The following is a 21196-nucleotide window of genomic DNA, read 5'->3' as shown; positions in this document are numbered from 1 at the left end:
ATGAATATTTTAAAATTTATAGAAACCTTTACTGATGACAGCTTAATGAAAAGCACTGGTTCCAGAAGAGACAGTTTTACGCAGTTTGGGAATATCGGAAAAAACCTGGCAATGGCATCAATTCCTTTTGGATTGGCTGCTTTTACCAATAAAGCTTTTGCAAAAGACATAACCGCAACACCGGCGACACCAATTGGAGCTTTGCAGTTTGCATTGACTCTGGAATATCTGGAAAACGAATTTTACGCCATGGCATTAGATTCTGGAGTAATCCCAGCTTCTGAAAATGGCGGACGCGATTTAAAAGTTTTTCAGCAAATCGCGGCACACGAAGCAGATCACGTTTCGTTTTTAATTGCGGGGCTTGGCGGAACAATGAGCGCTAACTTCGTTCCAAAACCAACTTTTGACTTTACTGTAGGCGGAGCATTTGATCCTTTTAATGACTATCCTACCTTTCTGGCATTGGCACAAGCTTTTGAAGATACAGGCGTAAGAGCATATAAAGGTCAGGCCGCTAACTTAATATCTACACCTGATTTACTGACAGCAGCATTACAAATTCACTCAGTTGAGGCCAGACACGCTTCTGAAGTTAGAAGACTGCGAGGTTTAAAAGGCTGGATCTCTAATGCTGAAAGAGGTGCCGGAATGCCGGCAGCAACGCAGGCTGTTTATGATGGCGAAGGAGTAACCATGCAGGCAGGCTTCAATACAGCCTCAGCATTTGGTGCTGCCGCAGGATCAGAAGCTTATGATGAACCGTTAACGACACAACAAGTGGTCGATATAGCCAATATATTTATTGTTTAGTTAAAAATTAAGGTTAATTTTGAACCGCCCTCGCGTTATTGTGAGGGCGGTTTTTTTATGGTTTTAAAAATAAAAACTGAAAGCCTGATTTTCAGGATATAAAATATTCTTTTCAGGTATTTGGTTTTAAAATAATTAATTGTACTTTTGCATCCCCTTTATTGGGGATGGAATGTTTAATTAAAATAATATTATGGACGCATTAAGCTACAAGACAATTTCAGCTAGCAAAGCCACTGTAAATAAAGAGTGGATTGTTGTTGATGCAGAAGGTCACAACTTAGGTCGTCTTGCTTCAAAGGTTGCGATGATCTTAAGAGGTAAGTACAAGCCAAGTTACACACCGCACGTTGACTGTGGAGATAACGTAATTGTTATCAACTCAGAAAAAATTAACCTTACAGGTACAAAAATGAATGACAAAATTTACATGCGTCATACAGGTTACCCAGGAGGACAAAGAACTTTAACTGCTAAAGTATTGCAATCTAAAAACCCTGCATTATTAGTAGAAAAAGCTGTAAAAGGAATGTTACCTAAAAACAAATTAGGAGCTGAACTTTTTAGAAATCTAAATGTTGTTGTAGGTGCTGAGCATACTCACGGAGCTCAAAAACCTAGAACTGTTAACCTAAACGATCTTAAGTAATGGGAGTTATTCACAAAATCGGTAGAAGAAAAACCGCTGTTGCACGTGTATATGTTTCTGAAGGAACAGGTAAAATCACTGTAAACAAAAAAGAATTCGCAACTTACTTTCCAACTGCAACTTTACAATACAAAGTATTACAACCATTATCTATGACAGAAAATGCTAGTAACTTTGATGTAAAAGTAAACGTTTACGGAGGTGGTTCAACTGGTCAGGCAGAAGCTGTAAGAATGGCATTAGCACGTGTAATGTGTGAAGTGAACATCGAAAACAGAGCTATCCTTAAACCAGAAGGTTTATTAACAAGAGACCCTAGAATGGTTGAACGTAAGAAATTCGGTCAGAAGAAAGCTCGTAAGAGATTCCAATTCTCTAAACGTTAATATTACCTGTCTTGTTCAGATGGGACAAGACATTATCAATTATTTATTGAAATTAAAAAACACAGTTATTGTTGCTCTCCTATCGAGGTAGGATATAGTTTAGCATCTAAATGTATAAAGCCAGAGAAATCGCCATTTATACATTGCTAATCAACAGAACGTAAACTAGTACAAAAATGGCAAACAAAATAGAAGTAAAAGAATTACTAGAAGCAGGTGTTCACTTCGGACACATGACTAGAAAATGGGATCCAAACATGGCTCCTTACATTTATATGGAGCGTAATGGTATTCACATTATCAATCTATATAAAACTGCAGCTAAAATTGAAGAAGCTAACGAAGCTTTGAAAAAAATCGCTGCATCAGGTAGAAAAATCTTATTCGTAGCTACCAAAAAACAAGCTAAAGACATCGTTGCTGATAAAGCAAAGGCTGCAAACATGCCTTATATCACTGAAAGATGGCCAGGTGGAATGCTAACTAACTTCGTAACTATCAGAAAGGCAGTTAAAAAAATGTCTTCTATTGATAAAATGAAGAAAGATGGTACTTTCATGACGTTATCTAAAAAAGAGCGTTTGCAAGTTGATCGTCTACGTGCTAAATTAGAGAAAAACTTAGGTTCAATCGCTGATATGTCTAGACTACCTGCAGCATTGTTCGTAGTAGATATCAAAGCTGAACACATCGCAATAAAAGAAGCACAAAAATTAAACATTCCAGTTTTCGCAATGGTTGATACGAATTCTGACCCAAGAGAGGTTGATTACGTTATTCCAGCAAATGATGATGCTTCTAAATCAATTGACAAAATTTTATCTTTAGTGACTACTGCAGTTATCGAAGGTCTTTCTGACAGAGGTTCTGAAAAAGAAGTTGAAGTAGCTGAAGAAGCTGCTGCTCCTGCTGCTGAGGCTGAAGCTGCTCCTGCAACTGAAGAATAAATCAAATTTAAATTCCAAATTTTAAATTCTAAAATCCAAACCACAAATTAAAAACGTTATGTTGATAATTTAATAAAATTGGAGTTTAGAATTTAAAAGATGGAATTTTTACTTTTAACATTAAAATTCAAAATATTATGGCAACAATTACTGCTGCAGACGTAAATAAATTAAGACAATCTACAGGTGCCGGAATGATGGACTGTAAAAAAGCTTTAGTTGAAGCTGATGGAGATTTCGATAAAGCTATACAAGTCCTTAGAGAAAAAGGACAAAAAGTTGCTGCTAACCGTTCTGACCGTGAGTCTTCTGAAGGAGCTGCTGTTTCTTTTGTTAATGCTGACAACACTAAAGGAGCTATCATCACTTTAAACTGCGAAACAGATTTCGTAGGTAAAAATGAGGCTTTCGTAACTTTGGCTAAAGATTTAGTAGAAAGAGCTATCAATTTCTCTTCTAAAGAAGATTTCTTAGCTTCAGATTTCAACGGAATTACTGTTGCTGAAAAATTAATCGAGCAAACTGGTGTTATCGGTGAAAAAATCGAAATCGGTGGTTTTGAAATTTTAGAAGGTGCTTTCGTTGGATCTTATGTTCACGTTAACAAAATTGCTGCATTAACTGCAATTTCTGCTGCAATTCCTAACGCTGACGTTTTAACTAAAGATGTTTCTATGCAAGTTGCTTCTATGGGAGCTGATACATTATCTTACAAAGATTTTGATCCTGCTTTTGTTGAATCTGAACTTGCTGCTCGTATTGCTGTAATCGAAAAAGATAATGAAGAAGCAAAACGTTTAGGAAAAACTTTAAAAAATGTTCCTAAATACATTTCTTACTCTCAATTAACTCCAGAAGTTTTAAAACAAGCTGAAGAAGATGCTAAAGCTGAATTAAAAGCTGAAGGTAAACCAGAGCAAATTTGGGACAAAATTATTCCAGGAAAAGTACAGCGTTTTATCTCTGACAATACTACTTTAGATCAAGAGAAAGCTTTGTTAGATCAAAACTTTATCAAAGACGATAGTAAAAAAGTTGGTGATTACGTTAAAGGATTCAACGTTGAAATCACAGGTTTCAAAAGAGTTACTTTAGGTTAATATATTATTATTTCAATATAAAAAGCCCGAATATTAATTTATTCGGGCTTTTTTATTTTCAGTTTTTAACTTTCAACTGGAAAATTTCTCGCACGCATCAAAGCATCCGATTTTGGAGCATGTCCTCTAAAATCCTCATACATCCTTTCATTATCTACACTATTCCCAACACTTAAAACAATGTCATAAAGACGTTCTGCTACTTTTTTATCATAAGGGCCGTCTCCTTCCAGAAAAGCTTCATAAGCATCTGCATTTATTACGTCAGCCCATAAGTAACTATAATATCCGGCTGCATATCCATCGCTTGAAAAAATATGTGCAAACTGCGGAATTCTATGTCGCATCACAATCTCTGACGGCATATTAATTTCTGCCAAAACATCTTTCTCAAATTGATGCGGATCAACAGTTTCTGTCGTTAAATGCAGTTTCATATCTACAAAAGAACTCGAAATGGTTTCGACAGTTGCAAAACCTTCATTAAAATTCCCTGCTTTTTCTATTCTTTCTACCAAAGATTCAGACAATGGCTGATTTGTTTTATAATGAAGTGCAAACTTGTTCAGTACCTCTGGAGTTGCCAGCCAATGTTCCAGTAATTGCGAAGGAAACTCAACATAATCTCTCGCAACCGAAGTTCCTGACAAACTAGGATAAGTAACATTTGAACATAAACCGTGCAAAGCGTGCCCAAATTCATGAAATAAAGTTGTAGCATCGTCCCAGGAAATCAATACTGGATCATCACTATTTCCTTTTATAAAATTACAGTTATTCGATACTATTGGCAATACTTTTTGTTTTATTTTTTGCTGATCTCTATGCGAGTTCATCCACGCTCCAGAACGCTTGCCAACACGCGCATAAGGATCAAAGTACCACAGCCCGATTAATTTACCTGTATCCTTATTATTCACTTCCCAAACGCGAACATCGGGATGATAAACCGGAACATCAAATAATTGTTTAAATCCTAAATTAAATAATTCACCCGCAACCCAAAACATGGCTTCACGTAAATTTTCCAACTGCAGATATTGTTTTATCTCATTTTGGTCTAAATCATATTTTGCTTTGCGCACTTTTTCTGCATAATAACGATAATCCCAAGGTTGAATTTTAAAATTTCCGCCTTCGTTATTTACCATTTCCTGCATTGCAGCAACATCATTTTTTACTTTTTCAACAGCTGGCTTCCATACCGATTCCATTAAATCTAAAGTCTTCTGTGGGTCTTTAGCCATTTTATTAGACAAACTCCACTCAGCAAAATTCTTAAAGCCTAATATTTTGGCTTTCTTCGCACGTAATTGTAAAATTGAAACCAGTGTTTCATTAGTATCATTTTGATTCTTGTTATCACCACGTTTTACAAAAATATCAAATGCTTTTTCTCGTAAATCTCTTCGATTTGAAAAAGTCAAAAACGGTTCTATTGAAGATCTTGTGTTGCCAATACTAGCTAAACTATTCAGCTTTCTTTCTTTCGCTTCAGCAATGGCTGCGTTTTTAAATTCCTCAGGCAAACCATCCAAATCATTTTCAGATTTTAATTCTAAAAACTGATCATTTTCTTCTGCCAATAATTTTTGGCTGAAAAGAGTAAAAAGTCCGGCAAGTTCCTGATTAATTCTGGCTACTTCCTTTTTATCTTCTTCATTTAACTCCGCTCCTTCTCGAACAAAATCAGTATAATAAAGCCAAAGCAAACGCTGTTGTTCAGGATTTAACTTTTTACTTTCGGCAGCTTTATACAGTTTTTCAATTCTGAGGAACAATTTATCGTTTTGATATAGTTTATCACTAATCTCTGCCAGTTTTGGAGACATTTCTGTATCAACCACATTAAATTCAGGACTGCTTAAATTGGATCTGTAAATTCCGTAAACGGCATGAATTCTGTCCAGTTTTTCGCCAGAAAGCTCTAAAGCAACAATTGTATTATCAAAAGTAGGTTCTTCAACATTGTTTGCAATTGCATCAATCTCCTCTAATTTTTCCTGAATAGCAAACTCAATTGCGGGTTTAAAATCAGAGATTTTATATTTTGTAAAATCCGGAACTCCGCCATAAGCACCAGACCATTCCTGAAGTAACGGATTATTTAAATCTATTTGTGTTTTCATAATAAAATGCATTAATAATTTTCTGCTTAAATAGTTTCCCAAAAAAATAAGCAGCAACTCAAAATTAACCAATCAAAAGCAAACTTCAAACGAACTCATTAATCCATTTCGAACATTTGAAGAAATAGTTTAAATTTGAATCATTATAACCAAAATAACATGTTTAAAACCCGAAAAGAAATTGTCTTTGTAGTTCTATCAGGAATATTTATCACGAATGCCGTTGTGGCTGAACTTATTGGAGGAAAATTAATTCAGATTGGTCCTTTTGTAATGAGTATAGGGATTTTACCCTGGCCGATTGTTTTTCTAACTACTGATTTGATTAATGAATACTTTGGCGAAAAAGGAGTAAAAAAACTCTCTTTTATAACCGCTTGCCTAATCGCATATGCTTTTTTGATTTTATTTATGGCGATTGTAATTCCGGCAGCAAAAGGAATCAGTCCGGTTAATGATGAGCAGTTTCATGCCGTTTTTGGACAAAGTATGTGGATTATCTTCGGAAGTATTGTTGCTTTCATGGTATCACAGTTAATCGACGTTTGGATTTTTTGGTTTTTCAAAAAAAGAACCGGAGAAAAGAAAATATGGTTACGAGCAACTGGTTCTACTGTAATTTCTCAATTATTTGACTCTTTTATTGTATTGGGAATAGCTTTTTGGCTTCCGGGAAAAATCGATTTTAAAACTTTTATCACTTCTGGGCTAACAGGTTACATTTTCAAACTTTCGGTTGCGGTTGTATTAACTCCTTTAATTTACCTTGGACATCATTTGATAAAAAAATATTTGGAAGAAGATCTTACTATCAAAGATTAAAGCTAACTTGTAGTTATGAAAAAGACAATTGCCACGCTATTTCTTTCAATTACCTGTTTTTTGATGGGCTGTGGCAACGATGAAAAAAAGCAGCAGAAACGAAAAACAATTTATCCTGTCGATAAATTAACTCCCGCTTCTGCGAAAACATTAAAAAAAACACCATTAAAAACTATCGGAATATCTAAAGATCTTGCTCATAATTCTGCAACTAACAAACGAAATCATTTTTCATCAAAAAAGGAAAGCCAAAGCAGACCACTAATTCAAAATCAACAAGTTGAGACAGAAAACGCTAACTTAAACTGGAATGAAGAAGAAAACAAATCTTTGGTAACATTTGGCAATCTAAAAAAAATACTTTCTCTCAGTAAAATTGGACAGACTTTAAATCAGAAACAATTAACTGAAAATTTTGAAATCCCTAAAGAAGCCGTAAAACTTGTAAAAAGTATTACAAAAACTTCTGAAGATGAAATAGCCATAAAATGGCGGTCGACCTGGTTTATTGAAAAAGTTTCAGATGCTAAATTCAAAGATGGTCTTATGAAAATTACTTTTAAAGCTAATAAATTATATACATCAGGAACAGCAATTGGCATTAAGTACGACAAAAAAATCCATAATGAATTGATCATAATTGGACGTTCTGCTTATATTCCGGGAGTAGAAGGATATAGCTGGCAAATAGGAAAATAATGAAAAACGAAGATCAAGTAAGATGCGACTGGTGTTCAGCCAGTGATTTATACAAAAAATATCATGATGAAGAATGGGGCGTTCCCGTTTATGATGATGCATCTTTATTTGAGTTTTTAATTTTAGAAACTTTTCAGGCTGGATTAAGCTGGATTACCATTTTAAATAAAAGAGAGAATTTCAGAAATGCCTTCGATCATTTCGATTATAAAAAAATTGCGAATTATTCTGAAGATAAAATTGAAGAATTATTGCAGAATACCGGAATCATCCGAAATAAACTTAAAGTTAAAGCAACTATTTCAAACGCTCAGGCTTTTATAAAAGTTCAGGAAGAATTTGGAAGTTTTTCAGAGTATATATGGAAATTCACCGATGGAAAACCTATCGACAATAATCCCAAAACTTTAAAAGACGTTCCGGCAACAACGCCTCTTTCAGATGCAATCAGCAAGGATTTAAAAAAACGCGGATTCAAATTCGTAGGCTCAACCGTTATTTACGCTCACATGCAGGCAACCGGAATGGTAAATGATCATATCAAAGACTGCTGGACGAGAAAAAAATAGTTTCCAGTCTTTAGTCGCAGTTTTCAGTTTTCAAAAAACTTGAAACCTGAAACTTGAAACTTTTAAACAAAAAACATTATATTTGCTTCACACTTTAGGGGTGTCTACAACTTGTAGGCTGAGATTTTACCCTCTGAACCTGATCTAGTTCATACTAGCGTAGGGAAAAGTAAGATGACTTCTGCGCGCATTTTTATGCGTTCTTGTAGCCATTCCTAAAGTATAACTCTATACTAATTCAAGAAGGAATGGAACTAAAAATCAATCAACAAACCAAACATTTCAATGCTCAATCGCTAAGCGTTCAAGCATTGCTCGATCTCGAAATTCCGAACAAACAAAACGGAATCGCCGTTGCTATTAACAACACTGTTGTTCCAAAAACCAAATGGAACGAATTCCTCATACAAGAAACTGACGAAATTTTAATTATTTCTGCCACGCAGGGTGGATAGAATTTAAATTCCAAAAAATAAATTTCAAATTCCAATTATATACTGGACGTAGACGCACTGCTGTGCGTCTCTACGGAAAAAAATGCGTTAAAAAACATAATCCATATCAACTTGAAACTTTAAACTTCAAACCTGAAACAAAAAACACGATGACAACAGAAGAACAAATATCCAGAACTCCATTTCCTAATTCTAAAAAAGTATATATAGAGGGTGAAATTCACCCTATAAAAGTGGCGATGCGTGAGATCCATCTTAGCGACACGAAACTTTCAAACGGTGGGATCGAAAAAAATCCTCCAGTAACTGTTTATGATACTTCTGGTCCATACACAGATCCAAATATCGAAATTGATATTCGAAAAGGATTGCCACGTTTGCGCGAAAGCTGGATCCTGGATCGAAATGATGTTGAAATTCTAAGCGAAATCACCTCAGATTACGGTCAAAGCCGATTGAAAGATGAAAGCCTAAACCATCTTCGTTTTGAATATTTACATCAGCCAAAACGTGCTAAAAAAGGTGCAAACGTAACGCAATTGTATTACGCCAAACAAGGAATCATTACTCCGGAAATGGAATACATCGCAATTCGCGAAAATCAGCGTATTGAGCTTTTAAACGAACAAACGAAAGCTATGCAATGCCAGCATGGCGGTCATAGTTTTGGAGCCAATACACCAAAAAGCAAAATCACACCAGAATTCGTTCGCACAGAAGTTGCCTGCGGAAGAGCCATAATTCCCAACAATATCAACCATCCTGAAAGCGAACCTATGATCGTAGGCCGTAATTTTTTAGTAAAAATTAATGCTAATATCGGGAATAGCGCCGTGACTTCGAGCATTGAAGAAGAAGTTGAAAAAGCCGTTTGGGCGTGTCGCTGGGGCGCTGATACCATTATGGATTTATCTACAGGAAAAAATATTCACGAAACCAGAGAATGGATTATTCGAAATTCCCCAGTTCCAATTGGTACCGTTCCCATTTATCAGGCTTTGGAAAAAGTAAAAGGAATTGCCGAAGATTTAACTTGGGAAATTTTCCGCGATACTTTAATCGAGCAGGCAGAACAAGGTGTTTCTTATTTTACAATTCATGCCGGAGTTTTACTTCGATACATTCACTTAACTGCAAATCGTGCAACGGGAATTGTTTCTCGCGGTGGCTCCATTATGGCAAAATGGTGTTTATTTCATCATAAAGAAAACTTCTTGTACACGCACTTTGAAGAAATCTGCGAAATCATGAAACAATATGATGTAGCTTTTTCTTTAGGAGATGGTTTACGTCCGGGTTCAATTGCTGATGCTAATGATGCAGCACAATTTGCGGAATTAGAAACTTTAGGCGAATTGACTAAAATTGCCTGGAAACATGATGTACAAGTTTTCATTGAAGGCCCGGGACACGTACCAATGCACATGATTAAAGAAAACATGGACAAACAATTAGAACATTGCCATGAAGCGCCTTTTTATACTTTAGGGCCTTTAACTACAGATATTGCGCCGGGTTACGATCATATTACGTCTGCAATTGGAGCAGCAATGATTGGCTGGTACGGCTGCGCGATGTTGTGTTATGTAACACCGAAAGAACATCTTGGTTTACCGAATAAAAAAGATGTAAAAGATGGCGTGATTACCTATAAAATTTCTGCTCATGCTGCCGATTTGGCAAAAGGTCATCCAGGAGCTCAATATCGAGATAATGCCTTGAGTAAAGCCCGTTTTGAATTCCGTTGGGAAGATCAGTTTAATTTGGCTTTAGATCCAGATACAGCAAGAGAATTTCACGATGAAACACTTCCTGCAGATGGCGCAAAAGTGGCGCATTTCTGCTCCATGTGTGGTCCAAAATTCTGTTCTATGAAAATATCTCAGGAAATTAGAGATGTTGCTGCCGCAGAACAAGGAATGAAAGAGAAATCAGAAGAGTTTATTGAGCAGGGAAAAGAGATTTATATCTAAAAGAAAATAGAATAAAGAGCATAGAAAAAAGATATGATTGTAATTACAAATCCTTTTTTTATTGAAGATGAAATTCGAATTCTTCATTCTTTATTTGAAGAAGGATTGTCTTTGCTTCATCTTCGGAAACCTGATTTTTCTGAATTGGAAATGGCGCAGTTTATTCATCAAATTAAGATCGAATTTAGAGATCGAATTGTCTTGCACAATTATCATTTGCTAGCTGAAGATTTTGGAATTAGCAGAATTCATTTTTCTGAAAAAGAAAAAAAACGTATTCATGATTTTCCTGCAAGGTTTCCAAAACCTTGTAGGTATAATTTTTCCACATCAACACATTCTATAGAAGATTTTAATTCTCTGGAAAATGATTTTGATTATGCATTTCTAAGCCCTGTCTTTAAAAGTATTTCCAAAGAAAATTACGAGCCAAAAATCGATCTTTTTGAAGCATTAAAATCTAGAACAAACTATAAAACAAAAGTGATTGCTTTAGGCGGAATTGATTCTCAAAACATTCAAAAAACAATGAAAAATGGCTTTGATGATATAGCTCTTTTAGGAACAATTTGGAATAATGAAAACCCGATAAAACAATTTAAATTATGTCAGCAAATCGTCCTTTCGTACTTACAATCGCAGGTTTAGATCCGTCTGGCGGAGCTGGTATTTTGGCTGATATCAAAACATTTGAACAGCATAAAGTAACTGGTTTTGCTATTACAACAGCCAATACGATTCAGACCGAAAATACATTTTATGAGATTCAATGGACAGATTTGAGTTTTGTTATTCGTTCAATCGAAACGTTATTTTTAAATTATAAAATCAGTGCTGTCAAAATTGGAATTATTTCTTCTTTGTATGATTTAAACCGAATTGTTTCGACGATTAAAATGCTTTCTCCTTCCACCAAAATTGTCTGGGATCCGGTTCTTCGATCGACAACAAAATTTGAATTTATGGCGATTAAAGATTATTCTGATTTACATAAAATCTTGTCTAAAATCGACTTGATTACCCCTAATTACAATGAAATTGAGATTTTATTTCCAGATTTTATATCAAAGAATCTTCATCTGCAAAATGAGATTACAACAAATATTTTATTGAAAGGCGGACATAATGAATCAGCGATAGGAACTGATCTTTTATTTCTTGAAAATGAAGTTTTGGATTTGCTTCCAACTAATAAAAAATGCTTTGAAAAACACGGTTCCGGCTGTGTGCTTTCTTCTGCAATTGCTTCCAATTTGGCTTTAAATCAAAATATAACAGAAGCCTGCAAAAATGCTAAAATATATATCGAAAATTACCTGAGTTCAAGTTCAACATTAATTGGATATCACTATGTATAACAAGCTGCAATATATTTCACAAGGCGAAACCAGCAAAGAACAATTGTACAATATTCATCAGGCTCTTGATGCTGGCTGTAAATGGGTACAAATGCGTTTTAAAAATCAAACCAGCAAAGAAACATTTGCTTTAGCAGAGAAGGTAAAACCTTTGTGCGAAGAGTATCTGGCTAATTTTATTATAAATGATGATCTGCACCTTGCTGAGCAGATTGCTGCAGACGGGGTTCATTTAGGTTTAACAGATATGAAAATCGATGAAGCGAGAGCCATTTTAGGAGCAACAAAAATTATTGGAGGAACGGCTAATACTTTTGAAGACATTCAAAATCATGTCAAAAACGGCTGTGATTATATTGGTTTAGGCCCTTTTCGATTTACGATTACAAAAGAAAAACTAAGTCCGATTTTAGGGTTATCAGGGTATTTCGAAATTCTTCAAAAAATGAAAAAGGATAAAATCGAAATACCAGTTTATGCCATTGGCGGCATTACATTAAAAGATGTAAGTCCATTAATGGAAACCGGAATTCACGGAATTGCCGTTTCTGGGATCATCACAGAAAGTGCAGAGAAAAAAATACTAATTAAACAATTAAAGGAAAAATTATATGCAAACGTCATTGTTTAATATTGGAGACAAAAGTTTCAAATCCCGTTTGTTTTTAGGAACAGGGAAATTTGGTTCTAACAAAGAAATGGAAGAAGCGATTTTAGCTTCAGAAAGTGAATTGGTAACCGTTGCTTTAAAACGCATTGATTTAGAAACTGAAACTGATGCTATTCTTTCGCATTTACAACATCCGAATATTAATTTACTACCAAATACTTCCGGAGCAAGAAATGCAAAAGAAGCCATTTTTGCAGCTCAATTAGCTCGTGAAGCGCTTGAAACAAATTGGATAAAATTGGAAATTCATCCGGATCCAAAGTATTTAATGCCAGATCCTATTGAAACTTTAAAGGCTACGGAAGAATTGGCTAAACTTGGTTTTTTTGTTCTGCCTTACATTCATGCCGATCCTGTTTTGTGCAAACATTTAGAAAGTGCCGGAACAACTGCCGTGATGCCTTTAGGATCTCCAATTGGAAGTAATAAAGGTTTAAAAACCATTGATTTTTTAGAAATTATAATTGAACAAAGCAACGTTCCGGTTATTGTAGATGCAGGAATTGGCGCTCCCTCTGACGCTGCAAAAGCAATGGAAATTGGCGCCGATGCTGTTTTGGTTAATACTGCAATTGCCGTTGCCGGAAATCCAAAATTAATGGCCGAAGCTTTCAAAGAAGCCGTAATAGCAGGAAGAAAAGCCTTTGAAGCAAAAGTAGCCAATCAACAAAATTATGCTGTGGCTTCTAGTCCTTTAACTTCTTTTCTTTATGAGTAATTTTCTAACGCAAAGTTCTCAAAGTTTTTTCGCAAAGTTCACTAAGCTTTGTGAACTTTATTATTAATAATAAGAACTCAAAGCTTAGTGAACTTTGCGTATTCTTAGCGCACTTTGCGTTAAAAAACAAAATAAAAAATGAACACATTCAAATCAATTTTTGAGCAATATAATTGGGATATTATTCAATCAAAAATATACCAAACCTCATCAAAAGATGTCGAACGAACTTTAGCTAAAACCAGACTAAATCTCGATGATTTTTTGATTCTAATCTCTCCTATTGCTCAAAATTATTTAGAAGAAATGGCGCAGAAATGCCATGAAATCACCAAAAAACGTTTTGGGAAAACCATCCAAATGTATGCGCCGTTGTATTTAAGCAACGAATGTCAAAACATCTGTACGTATTGCGGTTTTAGTTTAGACAACAAAATCAAACGAAAAACGCTTTCGGATGCTGAAATAAAACTCGAAGTCGAAACTTTAAAAAATACAGGTTTTGATCATGTTTTACTGGTTACAGGTGAAGCAAATTACACCGTTAACATCAATTATTTCCTCAATGCAATTGCTTTAATTCGGGAAGAATTTTCGATTATTTCTGTTGAAGTTCAGCCGCTTTCTACCGAAGATTATGAACGTTTACATAGCGCCGGAGTATACTCGGTTTTGGTTTATCAGGAAACCTATCATCAGGAAGTTTACAAAAAGTACCATACCAAAGGGAAGAAATCAAATTTTGATTATAGGCTTGAAACTCCGGACAGAATTGGAACTGCGGGAATTCATAAAATTGGTTTAGGCGTTTTACTAGGCTTAGAAGACTGGAGAACAGATAGTTTTTTCAACGCTTTGCATTTAGATTATCTTCAAAAAAAATATTGGCAGACGAAATATTCGGTTTCATTCCCTCGCCTCCGTCCCGCCGAAGGAATTATTGAACCTAATTTTATTATGGACGATAAAGATTTGACACAATTAATCTGCGCTTATCGTTTGTGGAATGAAGATTTAGAAATTTCGATTTCAACCAGAGAAAATGAAAAATTCAGGAACAATATAATCCCAATTGGCGTTACAAATATGAGCGCAGGTTCAAAAACAAATCCGGGTGGTTATGTTGTTGATCCACAATCTTTAGAACAATTCGAAATCAGCGATGAACGTTCTGCAGAAGAGATTTCAAAAATCATAAAAGATGCAGGCTATGAACCCGTTTGGAAAGATTGGGACAAAAGTTTTATTTCAGATTTCAGAGTTTAGATTTCAGATTTTTTTATCTTTTTCAGCAATCTAAAATCTAAAATCAACAATCTAAAATTATCAAAAGTGAGCATTATCAAAGAATTCCTCCGTTACAACAGACAAACCATACTTCCAGAAATTGGCGATGAAGGTCAGGAAAAACTAAAAAAAGCTAGAGTTTTAGTAATTGGTGCAGGTGGTTTGGGCTGTCCAATTTTACAATATATTGCAACTGCGGGAGTTGGTTTTATTGGAATCATGGATTTTGACACAATCGAAATTCACAATCTGCACAGGCAGATTTTATATACCGAAAATGAAATTGGGCAATTTAAAGCAATTGTGGCTAAAGATGTAGTTTCAAAACTGAATCCCTTAATTAAAGTTGAAGCAATTCAGGAGAAACTAACTTCTCAAAATGCATCAAAAATAATTCAGCAATATGATATAATTGTGGATGGTTCAGATAATTTTACAACACGTTATTTGGTCAATGATACTTGCGTTCAACTTAACAAGCCTTTAGTTTACGGAAGTATTTTAAAATTTGAAGGACAAATTGTAGTTTTCAATCATAACGGAAGTAAAAACCTGCGAGATTTATTTCCAGAAATGCCCGATCCGAAAGATGTTCCGAATTGTGATTTAAATGGTGTTTTGGGGACTTTACCCGGAATTATTGGAAATATGATGGCACACGAAACGCTTAAATTAATTTTAGAATTACCTGTTTTAAAAAACGAATTGGTTCTTTTTAATACACTGAACTGGAATTTTACAAAACTGAATTTCTAGAAAATAAGTGCGTCTCCAACCTTAATATTTCCAGAGTTTAAACTCACGATATTCGTTCCGAACAAAACAGAATTATTTACATTTCTGTATTTGCTTAAGGTTTTTAAAGGCTCTTTTTTTAATTTGCCATTTTCCGGATCATTATTAACCATAATGCATCTTCCGCAAGGCTTTATATTTTTAAATTGAACTTCTCCAATTTTAAAAGTATTAAAATCATCTTCTTCATGTTCACTCTGACTGCTGATTACAATATTTGGACGAAACCTTTTTACTGTGATTTTTTCATCGAGTTTGTCATTTAAAAAATCCAGGCTTTTTGATCCAATTAATAAATAAGGATAACCATCGGCTAAACTTACATTAAAAGTTTCTTTTAGTTTTGAGCTTTCATGTTTACGGTCTCCATTTTTCATGATTTTGACTAATTTACATTCAAAGCCCAAATGCTGGCTAAACCATTTTGAAGTTTCGTGATTTACCTCAACAACTTCGCTTTTATCTTCCCAAACATCGACTTCCAGAGAATTTTGCAAATGTTCGTTGATAGAAAATTCATGTTTTTGATCCTTAAAAGTAATACTGATTTTTCCATCAGAAATTTGTGGATAAAACTGACTCATAATACGATGTTCTCTTTGCGTTATCATTTGATTTTCAGCATCGATTAACATCCATCTTCGGTCATTTTCAAATCCCATTTCTTCAGCCAGAGCAGATTGAACACTAATTCCTGCTAAGCTTTTTATCGGATAAATATAAATTTCTTTTACAACATGAACTGCACTCATTTTTATTTGCTTTTTAAAATGGACATAAATTCGTCACGATCAATTTCGCGACATCCTAAACTATCTAAATGCGGATTATAAACCTGACAATCTAATAATTTATAATTCTCTTTTTTTAAATGATTTACCAAATATATAAATCCGACTTTAGAGGCATTTGATACTTTAGAAAACATACTTTCGCCACAAAAAACATGGCCCAAATCTATTCCGTACAAACCGCCTACTAAAACTTCATCCTGCCAAACCTCAACAGATTTTGCAATTCCCTCTTTATGGAGTTCGCAATATGCTTCTATCATTTCATCAGAAATCCAGGTTCCGTCCTGACCGTCGCGTAATATTTTTTGGCAGTTTAAAATTACTTCTTTAAAACGTGTATTAAAAGTAACAGTGAAAATATTCCTGTTCAGAATGTTACGCATACTTTTAGAGACAATTAACTCATCCAGAAACAAAACCATACGCGGATCCGGAGCCCACCAGAGAATCGATTCGCCTTCATTAAACCACGGAAATATTCCGTTGTTGTACGCCAGTTTTAATCGTTCCGGACTCAAATCACCGCCAACGGCCAGAATGCCTTCATCATCGGCTTCTGAAACGGGTGGAAAATATAATCTGTCAAATAGGAAATACATCTTTTTAAATAATCAATTTTTAAATTCCAAAATCCAATAAATTGAAATTTCAATACTGAAATTCCAAATTCCAAACTTCAGCAATCTTATATTTCTCCCTTCGGTTGAAATGACAAAGCTTGTGCTTAAACTTTATACAAAAAATTCCAAATCCCAAATTCATGCTAATGAATTGGAATTTGGAATTTATGTTTTGAAATTTAAACTTTCTTAGAACGGTAAATCGTCTGGTTCGTCTTCGTTTAAATTTGTAGCTGGAGCAAAAGCTTCTGCAGCAGGGACTGACGGTGTTTGTGCAGGTCCTTCTGGCGCCATTCTTTCGATTCTCCAACCTTGAATACTATTGAAATATCTGGTTTCTCCTTGTGGATTAACCCATTCTCTTCCTCTTAAATTGATAGAAACTTTTACTGCCTCTCCTTGTTTATAGCTGCTCAATAAATCGCATTTATCTTGTGTAAATTCGATTAAAATGTGTTGTGGATACTGCTCATCAGTAGTAACTACTAATTCTCTTTTTTTGAATGAAGCACTAACTTGCTGTTCAGGATTAACCACTTTTACTTTTCCTATAACTTCCATCTTCGTCTATAATTAATTATTGTTTCTATTCTTATTTTTTAGCTAAAAGTACTTTCCAAGCCGATTCTATATCATCATTATTCAGATACTTTTTGGCTTCTAAGTGTACTTTTTCCTGATCATCTGAGCTTAAAACTCCTTTCACAGAAAAATTTTCCTTCACAAATATACTAACTTCTTCGCTTGTAGGCAAGGCTTCGATATTTCCTAATTTTCCAAGATCATTCCCATTAAACACAGGACTTTCCTTGATAAAATTAGGTATTACGTCAACACCAACGCCTAAAGTGGTCAGCGGTTTTGGCACTTCAAAAAGTCCTTGATTCGATCTTGAATACCAATTTCCCCCAAGTCTTGAAACCAAATCTATTTTATGCTGATCGATTGCTCCGTTTTCATCTAAAATTGATTCGTGAATATGCATTTTTACTACTTCACATAAAATCAGGTTCCCTGCTCCTCCTTCTGTTCCTAACGGAATAATCTGTGTTATCTTGCATTCAAACTGAACCGGAGATTCTTTTACGCGGTATGGTTTTACCAAATCTGACGGAATCTGTGTTAAACCTGCTTTAATAAATTCGTTTACGCCTTCTCCATATTCTGTACTTGCTAACGAAGTCTGCTGTACCAAATCGTAATTTACGACATTTATAACAACTTCCTTTGTTGCTTCGGCATTAATTAAAGTATGTTTTACGGTATTGTCGCGCACGCGTCTTGAAGGCGAAAAAACCAGAATTGGCGGATTAGCACTAAAAACATTAAAGAAACTAAATGGCGACAAATTCGGAATTCCTTTTTCGCTTATTGTACTTGCAAAAGCAATTGGTCTCGGCCCTACCGAACTTTGCAGATAGGCGTGCAGCTGCGGCGTTGTAATTTCTTTTGGATTGATGCTAATCATAATTTTCTAGTTTAACCGAACCTCATTTCGGTTGTACAAAAGTAGAGAAATCGTTCAATTCATGGAAATAGTTTTAGAAGATAAAACCAAAAAAACTTTTAAAGCCCTGCAAAATATAAAATGTGTTAATTTCGTTATATTTATACCTCAAAAATTAATTTATGCGTTTTTCTGAAAGTAGAAATACAACTCGCTGGGTCATCATTATTATTTCCTTTTCAATCATTACTTTGATTCTTTGGAATACTTATACTTTTTTCCAAATTTTTAAAAATGAAGAACGTCTGAAAATGAACCTTTTTGCGAATGCGCAAATTACAATCGTTAATGCAGACGAAAATACCGATGTAGATCTTCCGCTTCAAATTTTCAGCAACAACACTTCAATTCCTGCTGTAGTAATGCTTTATGGTAATGTTGTAAGTTCTAAAAACGTTCCTGATGATATTCTTAATGACAAGAAAAAATTAAAAAATTTCCTGAAAAATTTAAAAAATGAAAATGAACCCATAACGTTTGAATATGCTCCGGGAAAATATCAACATTTGTATTATGGTAATTCTGAATTGCTGAATAAACTAAAATATTATCCAATTGCCTTATTACTGATTATATTTTTATTTGTTGCTTTAATTTATAATTTTTACAAAAGCACCAAAATGGCGACACAGAACAAATTGTGGGCGGGAATGGCAAAAGAAACGGCACATCAAATTGGAACGCCGCTTTCCTCATTAATTGGATGGGTTGAGATTTTAAAAACCGAAGAAATTGATCCATCTATAACATTGGAAATAGAAAAAGATATTGATCGATTACAAACCATTACGGATCGTTTTTCTAAAATTGGTTCTATTCCTGTTTTAGAACCGTATGATATTGTCAGCGAAACTTTAAATACTTATGAATATTTACAATCTCGTTTTTCTAAACAGGTTTCGTTCTCGTATCATGCTCCTGAAAAACTTATTTTTGCTTTAATTAATCCAACGCTACACAGCTGGACAATTGAAAACCTGATCAAAAATGCAATTGACGCCATGAAAGGAAAAGGAACTTTGGAGCTTTCGATTGAGCAGGATTCACATCATGTAAAAATACATGTGAAAGATTCTGGAAGCGGAATTCAAAAAAAACAATTCAAGACTATTTTTGAGCCTGGTTTTACAACAAAAAAACGCGGCTGGGGATTAGGACTTTCTTTAACGAAAAGAATTGTCGAAGAGTATCACAACGGAAGTATTAAGGTTTTACATTCTGAAATTGGAAAAGGGACTACTTTTCAAATCAGTTATAAAATAGTTGAACCTCTTTAAAAATAGAAATAAAAAAACACCAACTCATAATTTGAATTGGTGTTTTTTTTATTTCTGGTTTTATTATGTCATGTTGAGCGAAGTCGAAACCTTTTCAACCAAGCTTAGGACTTCGACTTCGCTCAGTCTGACAGATGTTTAAAGATTTGCCTGAATGTCTTTTGCTAAAGCTTCAAATTCATCTTTTGAAAGAGATACTTTATTTTGAAAACGCATTTCATCCATATGGTTTAACGGAATCAAATGTACGTGTGCATGAGGAACTTCTAAACCTACAACTGCAATTCCGATTCTTTTGCAAGGAACCGTTTTTTCAAGGGCAGCGGCGACTTTTTTAGAAAATTTCATCAAACCTAAATACTGTTCGTCATCCATATCAAAAATCTTGTCGATTTCTTGTTTCGGAATACAAAGTGTGTGTCCTTTAGCATTTGGATTTACATCTAAAAAAGCTAAAAAATTATCATCTTCAGCAATTTTATATGCAGGAATTTCTCCGTTTACTATTTTTGTGAATATGCTGCTCATTGTTTTATTTTTAAAATCTTAATAGTGTGATTGCTTCGTTCCTCGCAATGACTTAGTCTCTTGAGATTTCCAAGATTTCAAATTTCAAAACACCATTTGGTACCGTAATTTCTGCTACTTCACCAACCGATTTTCCTAGTAAACCTTTTCCAATAGGAGAAGTTACAGAAATTTTTCCTGTTTTTAAATCTGCTTCACTTTCTGCAACAAGTGTATATTTCATTTCCATTCCGTTGCTTTGGTTTTTAATTTTCACATTAGAAAGTACCAAAACTTTCGAAACATCTAATTGTGATTCGTCGATTAATCTTGCGTTAGAATATACTTCTTCTAATTTAGCAATTCTCATTTCTAATAAACCCTGCGCTTCTTTTGCAGCATCATATTCGGCGTTTTCAGATAAATCGCCTTTGTCTCTTGCCTCTGCTATATCTTGAGATGCCTTAGGACGCATTACACTTTTTAAATGCTCTAATTCATCTTTCAATTTTTTTAATCCCTCTGCGGTATAATAAGATACTTTACTCATAACTTCATCGTTTACATAAATAGAAAAAATCCCATCGGGACGGGATTTTGTATTACAAATATACTATTATTTTTAATAGTACATAATTATATGTTAATCATATAAAAATCAAATCTAAATAAATTATTTTTGTTTAACTAATTCTTATTAAAATAATGAAAAAAATCTGGCTCTTACTTCTTTTCGTTTCTGTGCTTATCGCATGCAGCGACAGCGAACGCAGTAATAAAAATCCTTACATACCTAATTACAGTGTTAATTTGTCTGTAGACATGAACCTGCCGGCTTATTCAAATCTTAAATTTGTAAGTAACGGTGTTATTGTTCCTAATTACGGGGCAAAAGGAATTATTATTTTTAATGCAGGAAGTGGCTATAATGCATTTGATGCAGCATGTCCAAATCAGGAATTAACTTCTTGCGCTGCAATGACAATTGATGGTATAAATGCCGTGTGTTCGTGTGATAAAACTTCTTACAGTTTGTTTACCGGACTTGGAGGAAAAGAATATCCGCTAAAACAATATAAAGTACAAGTAACCGGAACTGTGATTCACGTTTACAACTAGAA

General features: G+C 34.5%; 25 protein-coding genes and 1 riboswitch. Of the genes, 18 read left to right on the top strand and 7 right to left on the bottom strand.

The genetic code is table 11. The features are described 5' to 3' along the window. The 5 genes from NLJ00_RS08540 to tsf all read left to right on the top strand — a co-directional run bounded on the left by NLJ00_RS08540 (position 1) and on the right by tsf (position 3895). Positions 1 to 813, top strand: coding sequence for a ferritin-like domain-containing protein (locus tag NLJ00_RS08540; protein ID WP_053472628.1), 813 nt, complete (start codon positions 1 to 3; stop codon positions 811 to 813). 193 nt (positions 814 to 1006) lie between these two features. Continuing rightward, positions 1007 to 1462, top strand: coding sequence for a 50S ribosomal protein L13 (rplM, locus tag NLJ00_RS08535; RefSeq protein WP_256636899.1), 456 nt, complete (start codon positions 1007 to 1009; stop codon positions 1460 to 1462). Continuing rightward, complete coding sequence (rpsI, locus tag NLJ00_RS08530) at positions 1462 to 1848, top strand: 30S ribosomal protein S9 (RefSeq protein ID WP_017497947.1); 387 nt, start codon at positions 1462 to 1464, stop codon at positions 1846 to 1848. Before rplM ends, rpsI begins: the two co-directional genes overlap by 1 nt. A gap of 176 nt (positions 1849 to 2024) precedes the next feature. Beyond that, entirely contained in the window at positions 2025 to 2795 is a 771-nt protein-coding gene (rpsB, locus tag NLJ00_RS08525) for a 30S ribosomal protein S2 (protein ID WP_053472627.1), read from the top strand. A 137-nt stretch (positions 2796 to 2932) separates the two neighbouring features. Further along, positions 2933 to 3895, top strand: a complete 963-nt coding sequence (tsf, locus tag NLJ00_RS08520) for a translation elongation factor Ts (RefSeq protein ID WP_180856366.1) — start codon at positions 2933 to 2935, stop codon at positions 3893 to 3895. Between the two features lie 65 nt (positions 3896 to 3960). Here the strand turns inward: tsf and NLJ00_RS08515 are convergent, their stop codons facing one another. Next, on the bottom strand, positions 3961 to 6024 hold the full coding sequence (locus NLJ00_RS08515) for a M3 family metallopeptidase (protein ID WP_256636898.1): 2064 nt from the start codon (positions 6022 to 6024) through the stop codon (positions 3961 to 3963). A 159-nt stretch (positions 6025 to 6183) separates the two neighbouring features. On the opposite strand from NLJ00_RS08515, the gene NLJ00_RS08510 reads away from it, so the two are divergent. From NLJ00_RS08510 to NLJ00_RS08460, 11 genes are all read left to right on the top strand, one after another. Further along, a complete protein-coding gene (locus tag NLJ00_RS08510; RefSeq protein WP_053472625.1) occupies positions 6184 to 6846 on the top strand; it encodes a queuosine precursor transporter in 663 nt (220 codons plus the stop codon). A gap of 15 nt (positions 6847 to 6861) precedes the next feature. After that, entirely contained in the window at positions 6862 to 7545 is a 684-nt protein-coding gene (locus NLJ00_RS08505) for a hypothetical protein (protein ID WP_256636897.1), read from the top strand. After that, the gene (locus NLJ00_RS08500; protein ID WP_256636896.1) at positions 7545 to 8114 is read left to right on the top strand and encodes a DNA-3-methyladenine glycosylase I; all 570 of its coding nucleotides are present in this window, start codon (positions 7545 to 7547) and stop codon (positions 8112 to 8114) included. The genes NLJ00_RS08505 and NLJ00_RS08500 overlap by 1 nt, the downstream gene beginning before the upstream one ends. Before the next feature lie 86 nt (positions 8115 to 8200). Beyond that, positions 8201 to 8297, top strand: a riboswitch (TPP riboswitch). 65 nt (positions 8298 to 8362) lie between these two features. Beyond that, entirely contained in the window at positions 8363 to 8569 is a 207-nt protein-coding gene (thiS, locus tag NLJ00_RS08495) for a sulfur carrier protein ThiS (protein WP_256636895.1), read from the top strand. Positions 8570 to 8718: 149 nt separating this feature from the next. Beyond that, a complete protein-coding gene (thiC, locus tag NLJ00_RS08490) occupies positions 8719 to 10542 on the top strand; it encodes a phosphomethylpyrimidine synthase ThiC (protein ID WP_256636894.1) in 1824 nt (607 codons plus the stop codon). Between the two features lie 33 nt (positions 10543 to 10575). After that, positions 10576 to 11190 carry a thiamine phosphate synthase gene (locus tag NLJ00_RS08485; protein WP_053472620.1) on the top strand — a complete coding sequence of 205 codons (615 nt, stop codon included), beginning with the start codon at positions 10576 to 10578 and terminating at the stop codon, positions 11188 to 11190. Continuing rightward, positions 11148 to 11900 (top strand): hydroxymethylpyrimidine/phosphomethylpyrimidine kinase, encoded by a 753-nt coding sequence (locus NLJ00_RS08480; RefSeq protein ID WP_053472619.1) that lies wholly within the window; start codon positions 11148 to 11150, stop codon positions 11898 to 11900. Before NLJ00_RS08485 ends, NLJ00_RS08480 begins: the two co-directional genes overlap by 43 nt. Further along, positions 11893 to 12531, top strand: coding sequence for a thiamine phosphate synthase (locus tag NLJ00_RS08475; protein ID WP_256636893.1), 639 nt, complete (start codon positions 11893 to 11895; stop codon positions 12529 to 12531). The genes NLJ00_RS08480 and NLJ00_RS08475 overlap by 8 nt, the downstream gene beginning before the upstream one ends. Continuing rightward, positions 12512 to 13288 carry a thiazole synthase gene (locus NLJ00_RS08470; protein ID WP_269468186.1) on the top strand — a complete coding sequence of 259 codons (777 nt, stop codon included), beginning with the start codon at positions 12512 to 12514 and terminating at the stop codon, positions 13286 to 13288. The genes NLJ00_RS08475 and NLJ00_RS08470 overlap by 20 nt, the downstream gene beginning before the upstream one ends. Positions 13289 to 13426: 138 nt before the next feature. Then, positions 13427 to 14554 carry a 2-iminoacetate synthase ThiH gene (gene thiH, locus NLJ00_RS08465; protein ID WP_256636892.1) on the top strand — a complete coding sequence of 376 codons (1128 nt, stop codon included), beginning with the start codon at positions 13427 to 13429 and terminating at the stop codon, positions 14552 to 14554. Positions 14555 to 14620: 66 nt separating this feature from the next. Further along, positions 14621 to 15331 carry a HesA/MoeB/ThiF family protein gene (locus NLJ00_RS08460; protein WP_256636891.1) on the top strand — a complete coding sequence of 237 codons (711 nt, stop codon included), beginning with the start codon at positions 14621 to 14623 and terminating at the stop codon, positions 15329 to 15331. Here NLJ00_RS08460 and NLJ00_RS08455 read toward each other — a convergent pair. The 4 genes from NLJ00_RS08455 to NLJ00_RS08440 all read right to left on the bottom strand — a co-directional run bounded on the left by NLJ00_RS08455 (position 15328) and on the right by NLJ00_RS08440 (position 18252). After that, positions 15328 to 16122 carry an MOSC domain-containing protein gene (locus NLJ00_RS08455; protein WP_180856356.1) on the bottom strand — a complete coding sequence of 265 codons (795 nt, stop codon included), beginning with the start codon at positions 16120 to 16122 and terminating at the stop codon, positions 15328 to 15330. The two genes, NLJ00_RS08460 and NLJ00_RS08455, sit on opposite strands and share 4 nt — an antisense overlap. Positions 16123 to 16124: 2 nt before the next feature. After that, entirely contained in the window at positions 16125 to 16763 is a 639-nt protein-coding gene (gene aat, locus NLJ00_RS08450; RefSeq protein ID WP_256636890.1) for a leucyl/phenylalanyl-tRNA--protein transferase, read from the bottom strand. Between the two features lie 210 nt (positions 16764 to 16973). Then, positions 16974 to 17345 carry a DUF3127 domain-containing protein gene (locus NLJ00_RS08445; RefSeq protein ID WP_012023670.1) on the bottom strand — a complete coding sequence of 124 codons (372 nt, stop codon included), beginning with the start codon at positions 17343 to 17345 and terminating at the stop codon, positions 16974 to 16976. Between the two features lie 31 nt (positions 17346 to 17376). Further along, positions 17377 to 18252, bottom strand: coding sequence for a flavin reductase family protein (locus tag NLJ00_RS08440; protein WP_053472611.1), 876 nt, complete (start codon positions 18250 to 18252; stop codon positions 17377 to 17379). Positions 18253 to 18413: 161 nt separating this feature from the next. Between NLJ00_RS08440 and NLJ00_RS08435 the strand changes: the two genes are divergently transcribed. Further along, entirely contained in the window at positions 18414 to 19568 is a 1155-nt protein-coding gene (locus NLJ00_RS08435) for a sensor histidine kinase (RefSeq protein WP_256636889.1), read from the top strand. 138 nt (positions 19569 to 19706) lie between these two features. Here the strand turns inward: NLJ00_RS08435 and NLJ00_RS08430 are convergent, their stop codons facing one another. Both NLJ00_RS08430 and greA read right to left on the bottom strand, forming a co-directional pair. Next, a complete protein-coding gene (locus NLJ00_RS08430) occupies positions 19707 to 20096 on the bottom strand; it encodes an HIT family protein (protein WP_256636888.1) in 390 nt (129 codons plus the stop codon). A gap of 52 nt (positions 20097 to 20148) precedes the next feature. Beyond that, a complete protein-coding gene (greA, locus tag NLJ00_RS08425; protein ID WP_053472608.1) occupies positions 20149 to 20625 on the bottom strand; it encodes a transcription elongation factor GreA in 477 nt (158 codons plus the stop codon). A gap of 155 nt (positions 20626 to 20780) precedes the next feature. Between greA and NLJ00_RS08420 the strand changes: the two genes are divergently transcribed. Continuing rightward, complete coding sequence (locus NLJ00_RS08420; RefSeq protein ID WP_053472607.1) at positions 20781 to 21194, top strand: Rieske (2Fe-2S) protein; 414 nt, start codon at positions 20781 to 20783, stop codon at positions 21192 to 21194. Positions 21195 to 21196: the final 2 nt, after the last annotated feature.

The organism is Flavobacterium panici, assembly GCF_024499525.1.
Taxonomy (GTDB): Bacteria; Bacteroidota; Bacteroidia; order Flavobacteriales; family Flavobacteriaceae; genus Flavobacterium; species Flavobacterium panici.
This window is presented reverse-complemented; position numbering and strand designations above follow the sequence as displayed.

Bases quoted from the DNA above. Each gene is read 5' to 3' on its own strand.
- NLJ00_RS08540 (WP_053472628.1), top strand. From the start codon at position 1: ATGAATATTTTAAAATTTATAGAAACCTTTACTGATGACAGCTTAATG.
- rplM (WP_256636899.1), top strand. From the start codon at position 1,007: ATGGACGCATTAAGCTACAAGACAATTTCAGCTAGCAAAGCCACTGTA.
- rpsI (WP_017497947.1), top strand. From the start codon at position 1,462: ATGGGAGTTATTCACAAAATCGGTAGAAGAAAAACCGCTGTTGCACGT.
- rpsB (WP_053472627.1), top strand. From the start codon at position 2,025: ATGGCAAACAAAATAGAAGTAAAAGAATTACTAGAAGCAGGTGTTCAC.
- tsf (WP_180856366.1), top strand. From the start codon at position 2,933: ATGGCAACAATTACTGCTGCAGACGTAAATAAATTAAGACAATCTACA.
- NLJ00_RS08515 (WP_256636898.1), bottom strand. From the start codon at position 6,024: ATGAAAACACAAATAGATTTAAATAATCCGTTACTTCAGGAATGGTCT.
- NLJ00_RS08510 (WP_053472625.1), top strand. From the start codon at position 6,184: ATGTTTAAAACCCGAAAAGAAATTGTCTTTGTAGTTCTATCAGGAATA.
- NLJ00_RS08505 (WP_256636897.1), top strand. From the start codon at position 6,862: ATGAAAAAGACAATTGCCACGCTATTTCTTTCAATTACCTGTTTTTTG.
- NLJ00_RS08500 (WP_256636896.1), top strand. From the start codon at position 7,545: ATGAAAAACGAAGATCAAGTAAGATGCGACTGGTGTTCAGCCAGTGAT.
- thiS (WP_256636895.1), top strand. From the start codon at position 8,363: ATGGAACTAAAAATCAATCAACAAACCAAACATTTCAATGCTCAATCG.
- thiC (WP_256636894.1), top strand. From the start codon at position 8,719: ATGACAACAGAAGAACAAATATCCAGAACTCCATTTCCTAATTCTAAA.
- NLJ00_RS08485 (WP_053472620.1), top strand. From the start codon at position 10,576: ATGATTGTAATTACAAATCCTTTTTTTATTGAAGATGAAATTCGAATT.
- NLJ00_RS08480 (WP_053472619.1), top strand. From the start codon at position 11,148: ATGTCAGCAAATCGTCCTTTCGTACTTACAATCGCAGGTTTAGATCCG.
- NLJ00_RS08475 (WP_256636893.1), top strand. From the start codon at position 11,893: ATGTATAACAAGCTGCAATATATTTCACAAGGCGAAACCAGCAAAGAA.
- NLJ00_RS08470 (WP_269468186.1), top strand. From the start codon at position 12,512: ATGCAAACGTCATTGTTTAATATTGGAGACAAAAGTTTCAAATCCCGT.
- thiH (WP_256636892.1), top strand. From the start codon at position 13,427: ATGAACACATTCAAATCAATTTTTGAGCAATATAATTGGGATATTATT.
- NLJ00_RS08455 (WP_180856356.1), bottom strand. From the start codon at position 16,122: ATGAGTGCAGTTCATGTTGTAAAAGAAATTTATATTTATCCGATAAAA.
- aat (WP_256636890.1), bottom strand. From the start codon at position 16,763: ATGTATTTCCTATTTGACAGATTATATTTTCCACCCGTTTCAGAAGCC.
- NLJ00_RS08445 (WP_012023670.1), bottom strand. From the start codon at position 17,345: ATGGAAGTTATAGGAAAAGTAAAAGTGGTTAATCCTGAACAGCAAGTT.
- NLJ00_RS08440 (WP_053472611.1), bottom strand. From the start codon at position 18,252: ATGATTAGCATCAATCCAAAAGAAATTACAACGCCGCAGCTGCACGCC.
- NLJ00_RS08435 (WP_256636889.1), top strand. From the start codon at position 18,414: ATGCGTTTTTCTGAAAGTAGAAATACAACTCGCTGGGTCATCATTATT.
- NLJ00_RS08430 (WP_256636888.1), bottom strand. From the start codon at position 20,096: ATGAGCAGCATATTCACAAAAATAGTAAACGGAGAAATTCCTGCATAT.
- greA (WP_053472608.1), bottom strand. From the start codon at position 20,625: ATGAGTAAAGTATCTTATTATACCGCAGAGGGATTAAAAAAATTGAAA.
- NLJ00_RS08420 (WP_053472607.1), top strand. From the start codon at position 20,781: ATGAAAAAAATCTGGCTCTTACTTCTTTTCGTTTCTGTGCTTATCGCA.